At 55.8% G+C, this 1046-nt stretch carries 2 protein-coding genes; both read right to left on the bottom strand.

The window, feature by feature from the left end; translation table 11 throughout:
- A partial coding sequence (locus tag HZB34_14645; GenBank protein MBI5317199.1) for a phosphatidylserine decarboxylase occupies nucleotides 1–403 on the bottom strand: 403 nt, incomplete at its 3' end.
- A gap of 9 nt (nucleotides 404–412) precedes the next feature.
- The coding region (ilvC, locus tag HZB34_14640; GenBank protein MBI5317198.1) for a ketol-acid reductoisomerase at nucleotides 413–1046 on the bottom strand (634 nt) is incomplete at its 5' end.

The following is a 1046-nucleotide window of genomic DNA, read 5'->3' as shown; positions in this document are numbered from 1 at the left end:
CGTTCCTCAGCGTCGCCTCCGGCTTGCTCGCAACCAAAAACAGCCCCGGCTGATACTGAACACCTTCGATGACACCATCACAAGGCATACGATTGATGTGGACATCGAAGACATTCAAAAAGATCGTGAGCCTGACACTACACTCTTTCAGGTAGCGAGGCTCAAACTCTTCCTCGATGGCGATCACCTTGCCATCGCCGGGCGCAACAATCAGATTGGGACCTTGTGGAATCACTCGGGCCGGGTTGCGAAAGAACCAGGCAGAGAACAGTGTTGCAATCCCACCAAGAAACGCAACGACCGGCCACCCCAGCCATGCTGTCAAGAGTGTAACGCCGGCAGGAACTACAATGAAGGGAATTCCTTCTTTGGCAAAGGGAACACCGATCGCACGATCCGCCATGGAATTGCCTCAGTTCTTGGTTTTATCGACGAGCTGATCCTTCTTGAGCCATGGCATCATCCCACGCAGTTTCGCCCCAACAGCTTCGATAGGATGAGCCTCGCCCTTCGCAAGGAGTGCGTTGTAGACCGGTCGATTGGCCTGATTCTCCAAGACCCATTCTTTGGCGAACCGTCCGGTCTGGATCTCTTCGAGAATCCGCTTCATCTCCTGTTTCGTCTGTTCGGTCACCACACGTGGACCTCGAGTCACATCACCGTATTTCGCCGTTGTGCTGATCGAGTAGCGCATGTTGGCAATCCCGCCCTGATAGATCAGATCGACAATGAGCTTTACCTCGTGCAAACATTCAAAGTAGGCCATCTCCGGTGAGTACCCGGCTTCGACCAGCGTCTCGTACCCGGCCTGAATCAGCGACGTCAGCCCCCCGCAGAGCACGGCTTGTTCACCAAAGAGATCGGTCTCAGTTTCCTCGCGAAAATTCGTTTCGATGACACCGGCGCGTCCACCGCCGATCGCACTCGCGTAGGCCAATCCGACCTGCCTCGTAGTGCCGCTGGGATCCTGGTGAATCGCCAGAAGGCAAGGCACCCCGCTGCCCTTCGTAAACTCGGAACGAACGAGATGTCCTGGCCCCTTCGGG

This window comes from Nitrospirota bacterium, assembly GCA_016219645.1.
Taxonomy (GTDB): Bacteria; Nitrospirota; Nitrospiria; order Nitrospirales; family Nitrospiraceae; genus Palsa-1315.
Note: the sequence above shows the minus strand (reverse complement) of the source record. Positions and strands in the feature narration are given on the sequence as shown.